The sequence below is a fragment of the Williamsia sp. genome (assembly GCF_036566845.1).
Taxonomy (GTDB): Bacteria; Actinomycetota; Actinomycetes; order Mycobacteriales; family Mycobacteriaceae; genus Williamsia.
Map to the genome: position 1 here is coordinate 1 of NZ_DATCVM010000048.1, position 4,168 is coordinate 4,168.

3 protein-coding genes and 1 pseudogene are annotated in these 4,168 nt (G+C 63.6%); 1 reads left to right on the top strand and 3 read right to left on the bottom strand.

The genetic code is table 11. From position 1 onward, the window contains the following. Window positions 1-506 precede the first annotated feature (506 nt). Entirely contained in the window at window positions 507-1,439 is a 933-nt protein-coding gene (locus VIQ49_RS04085) for an alpha/beta hydrolase family protein (RefSeq protein WP_331881082.1), read from the bottom strand. A 494-nt stretch (window positions 1,440-1,933) separates the two neighbouring features. Here VIQ49_RS04085 and VIQ49_RS04095 point away from each other — a divergent pair, with 494 nt between their 5' ends. Next, window positions 1,934-2,374, top strand: a complete 441-nt coding sequence (locus tag VIQ49_RS04095; protein WP_331881084.1) for a MarR family winged helix-turn-helix transcriptional regulator — start codon at window positions 1,934-1,936, stop codon at window positions 2,372-2,374. A gap of 447 nt (window positions 2,375-2,821) precedes the next feature. Here VIQ49_RS04095 and VIQ49_RS04100 read toward each other — a convergent pair whose 3' ends face one another. Both VIQ49_RS04100 and VIQ49_RS28875 read right to left on the bottom strand, forming a co-directional pair. Beyond that, complete coding sequence (locus VIQ49_RS04100; protein ID WP_331881086.1) at window positions 2,822-3,172, bottom strand: DoxX family protein; 351 nt, start codon at window positions 3,170-3,172, stop codon at window positions 2,822-2,824. Window positions 3,173-3,762: 590 nt separating this feature from the next. Next, window positions 3,763-4,160 (bottom strand): annotated as a pseudogene (locus VIQ49_RS28875) (LLM class flavin-dependent oxidoreductase); the annotation flags it as partial. Between the last annotated feature and the right edge of the window lie 8 nt (window positions 4,161-4,168).

Consider the following 4,168-nt stretch of genomic DNA (forward strand, 5'->3'; position numbering starts at 1 on the left):
TTCGGCGGGCCGGTGGAGTTGAGAAGCCCTCAGTCGGGGCGTTATTCGCGGTACACGCGGCTGCCGGTGCGTCCGGTGCGTCCGGCAGTGAGTCAGTGGGGCGAACTTTGCCCGGCGGCGACTACGTGCGCCTGATAGACATTGAGCCTCGAAGGGCTGATTCGTGTCCGCGCCGGGCGCCCCACGTTTGCCGCTCACGGCAAGTTCCTGACTGTTGATTGTCAGATCGAGGCGTTCATCGGTCGTCCTGTGCGCATCTCAGTTGAGGATTTCGCCGCGTTCGCTCTTCGAAGAGCACCGTCACCCGCTCCCCGCGAGGCCTGGACCGGTTCGGGAGTCAGTCGCGTCCACTCTGTGATATCACTGACGATGCGTAGGGGGTTACCCTTGCACCGGACTCAATGTTCGTATTCCGTTGCCGCTGAAGATCTTTTGCGGAGGCTGTAACATTCCTTGCGTTTCGATTTGGGGGGTGACCATATGTTCTTCGAGGGCTATGGTCCGAGTCACTGCTTCGACTCCATCCGCGCCAGGTCGGTTCCGTTGCCGGAGAGGGATCGTTGCGCCGACTCCCAGTGGGTGTCGTCGAGGTGGAGGGCGTGGAGGAGGAATGCTGCTGCAGTCTCGCGCAGCTGTCGTACCATCGCGGGGTTCTCATCGGTGGTCTCGCGGACGTCGTAGCCAGGTATGCCGCCGAGGGAGTGTTCGCCGCCGTGCAGAGTGAGGAGGTGCTTTTCGCCTGGGCTGTCGGTGTAGGGGTCGGCTGACCAATCGGGGCCGCGGGTACTGAGTGGTGAGTCGTCCTTGTCGCCGAGGACGACGAGGGCTGGTGCGGTCATGCGGTCGAAGACGGGGTTCATGAAGGGGAAGTGCTCTGCGGCAAATGGTGACAGGTCGCTGCCGCGTCCGGCCGTGGCCATGAGAACCCCGGCGCGCACCCGTTCGTCGGGGGAGTACACGATGTCGCCGGTATCTGGATCAACGACGCCGAGGCCGAGCAGGATTCCGGTGGTCTGGCCGCCGAAAGAATGTCCGGCGGCGGCGATGCGCGTGGTGTCGGTGCGTTCGCGTAGTCCCGGGACGGTGTCGAGGATCTCGCCGAGATGGTCAAGGATCCGGATCGCGTCGTTGGCGCGTTGCCGCCAGATGCCGGCGCGCCGGGGGTCCTCGTCGGTGAGGCCCACGCTGCGGGAGTCGAGATAGGTGGGCTGCAGGACAACGAAACCGTGCGATGCCCACCAGTCCGTGAGTGGACCGTATCCGTCCATCGACTCACCGAAGCCGTGGGAGAAAAGAATGACGGGGAGATCGGTCCCGCTCGTGGGCGCGGATATTCGAAGCTGCAGGGCGGTTCCCCGCGCGTTGCTCGGCACGGCGATGGGTTTGACGGACACGATCGGCTCTTGAGCGGCGATCAGATGAGTGGTGTTCTCGAACATGGGGATACCTTTCGAGTGGATTGGTCGGTTGGCGCGTTCCGGTGCGTTCCGGTGCGTTCCGCTGCGGAAGCGAGGAGCGGGAATGGCGCGGTCAGTTGCTCGGCAAAGTGATGTACGCGGAAAGTGTGCCCCGTCGCCGCCAATTTCTTCCGCTGCGACGACCAGTTCGATCGACTGTCGATAGGCCTCTGCTGCGGTCCTCGTGTCAGATTCCCGGGAATCCTGTCAGTGTCCACACGAAAGAAAGGCGAGCGGCTTCCGTTTCTCGTTGCGAGTGAACTCTCCATCCGATCCCGCATACGAAACAGCTCGACGAGCCATTGCGATTCACCCTCCACATTTTGGTTGCACCGGCAACTATATAGAAGGACAGTTGCAGGTGCAACTACTTTGGTAGGATCGTTGACATGTCAAGAGGGCTACCCGGATTGAGTGATACGGAGGCGGAGCTGTGGATTGCACTCACGGTGATGTCCCAGCTATTCACACCCTCGATGGACCAGCGTCTCCGGGCGGTCGACTTGACTTTGTTCGAGTACGGGGCGCTGATGTCGCTCCTGGACTCACCGAAGCACACGTTGCGGATCAGTGAGATGGCCGAGCGTACCTACGCCTCCTTGCCACGCATGTCGAAGGTCGTCGTGCGACTCGAAACGCGCGGCCTTGTGCGTCGCGTCCGGTCTACTGAGGATTCACGCGCATTCGACATCGAGCTCACGACGGCAGGGCGTAGTCGGCTGCGCGATTCGGCGCCGATCCAAAGCGCCGCAGCCCGCGAACTCGCATTGAGCTGCTTGTCCGCCGACGAGGTAACGACGCTCGGCGCCCTTCTCGCACGGTTGGTGCGAGGCCTGGACCCAAAAAGCCCTTTAGATGCGGAGCGGCAAGCGGCAGGCGGGCGTGACACAGAGCCGGCGCAAGAATCTCGACCTTAGTGCGCGGAGCTGACATCGTAAATCGCTTGGTCTGCAACTGGACTCGGCGCCACGCGACAGGGATCGCCGGTCTGCTGGCCGGATAGGATCTGGCGAGCTGGATAGCAGGCCTCACTACGGCAAGCATCCGCTCGATGGACCGACCCTCGAATGCCATTTCGGCCCGGGTCAATTAGACCGCATCAGAGTGCTGAAGGCAGAGATGTACGGGCAGCCGAACATGGACCTCTTCCGCAGGGAAGATGGTCGGTGTGAACGCAACTGTGCCGTCGACCGAATCGTGACGGACGAGGGCCTGTCCGGCCTCGTCCGCGGCCATGGCTGCCGGCGCCGGACCACCACGCCGGTCGGAAGGACAACCTGAGGTCTCGACTAGGCTGTGGCCGCTGCTGGCCCGAGCTCGCCGCAGTCGCGAGAGTCTTCGTGACTGGCGTCGTCGACCGGCGGTCAGAGGGTCGCAGTACGCAAGAGGCCGACGACTACGGATACGACCGCGAGTGCGGCTGCCGGGGGCATGCCGGGAAAGTCTTTGACACGTAGGTGTGCGGCGACCGCCCCGACAAAGTAGAGCGTAACACCGACCGCAGCAGCGATACCCATTGGACCCCACCAGGATCCGGCGATGAGGCCGACCGCCCCGGCAATCTGCGCCACGCCGAGAAACGGCAGCACGCTATCGGGCAGGGCAAGGGTGGACATCTGTGCGACCAGCCGCTTCGGTCGGGTGAATTTGGCTGCGGCTGAGGACAAAAGAACCGCGGACAAGAGTGCGGCGACAATGACATACGCGATGAACATGAAAGGTCCTTTACTGCTTCGAGGTTCGATGATATGAGTTCGCGTTGCGGGTCGCGATGTGCCGACTGTCGGATGTCGACCCGAGCCGCCGCGCACCGCGGGGCGCCGCCGGTGGCGAGCCTTTCGATCGACTTCTGGACGGCGGTGCGCGGTAATTCACCGAGGTCGGTCAGTCCGATGAAGCAATTCGCAGCGAGCGACTGATGTTGCACGGCAACCATTTCCGTGATATTGGATGCTGCCGACCGACAGGGCTTCGTCTGGGTCGGCCATCGCGTCGAAACTCGCCGGTCGAGATGCGTGCCGTGGCCCGCGGCGAAGTAGGAGCGGTAGCGCAGGTAAAAGGTTTCTCGGCCGCCCTGCGAGGTGCCGCCCACGTACAGATGGCTCGCAAGCCCACTCCCAGCGTGGAGCGCGGGTGCCCTGCAGCCTCTGCTGACGGCCGGTATAGGTCGACCGCCGGCTTGGCCCGTGCCGCACTGCCCCCGAGATCCGCCAACGTCATGGGCAGACCCGCACGGCCTGCGTGGCCGGCGCTGTCCAACGAACCTCCGCTCCCTACCCTCACCGGCAGTGTCGCCCAAGCGGGGAATGACAGTCGCCCGATCGAGCGAAGTCCGGAAGCGCCCTGCCCATGCGGCGACCTCTTCGGTGGTGGTTATGCGCAACAGGTCCAGCTTCTCGGCGAACACGCCGTCGTACTGCACGCCGTGGACGCCGAAGAAGTCGAACGGCTCGGCGTAAGCCCTACGAACTGCGGTGATCTCCGCTCGCCCAGCTGAGGCCAGGTCGAGTTGCGCGAAGTCAGAGCGGCCGGATCTAGCACGTTTAGCACCGAGGTTGCGCTGGCGAGGGTGATGGGCGAGGTGCGGGCAGCGACGGCGGCAAGGACGACCGCAGGTGCGGGCATGACGAATCGAGACGTGTGGTGCTCTCCGGCATCGAACACGTTGATTCCGAGCTGATTTGCTGTGGCGCCGTAGTTCACGATGTCCC